This is a genomic window from Mesorhizobium sp. ArgA1 (assembly GCF_053714375.1).
Window position 1 is genome coordinate 1 of record NZ_JBSKBQ010000226.1, and the last position, 208, is coordinate 208.

General features: G+C 60.6%; 1 pseudogene. It reads right to left on the minus strand.

Annotated features, from left to right (window positions below):
* Positions 1-208, minus strand: a pseudogene (locus ACWGTI_RS33070) (IS110 family transposase); the annotation flags it as partial.

The following is a 208-nucleotide window of genomic DNA, read 5'->3' on the forward strand; positions in this document are numbered from 1 at the left end:
CCAGGATGCTGGCCGCATCCAGAACTCGATTGTCGATGCCGCGGTCGCACAGGAAACGATGCAGCCAGAAACCGTCGTAACCGGCCTCGTAGCACGACATCACCCGAACCGGACGCGTCAAGGTGGCCTGCGCCTGTTCGCGCCGGTGTTCAATGAGAGCCATAAGCCCTTCGGTGTCACCTCCTTGCAGGCGATGCAGGCTAATCTT